We start from the raw sequence: 255 nt of genomic DNA on the forward strand, positions 1-255 counted from the left end.
CCGTGAAGGCAGCCCCCAAGGTCCAGGCGCGCTTTGCCGAGCCAATCAAGGCGATGATCAACGAGGAGCCGTCGTTCGGCTATCGCACTGTCGCAGCCCTGCTTGGCTTCAATAAGAACACCGTTCAACGCATTTTTCAGCTGCGTGGCTGGCAAGTGAAGAAGCGGCCCGTTGGCTTTCGTCCGCGTGTTCAAGCCTTGCCTTCGGTGGCGAAAGCACCAAACGAACGCTGGGCGACCGACATGTGCCGAGTAT

General features: G+C 59.2%; 1 pseudogene. It reads left to right on the top strand.

From position 1 onward, the window contains the following. Positions 1-255: pseudogene (locus tag KDM89_RS22295) on the top strand (IS3 family transposase); the annotation flags it as partial.

Source organism: Cognatundibacterium luofuense (assembly GCF_018139685.1).
GTDB lineage: Bacteria > Pseudomonadota > Gammaproteobacteria > Burkholderiales > Burkholderiaceae_D > Undibacterium > Undibacterium luofuense.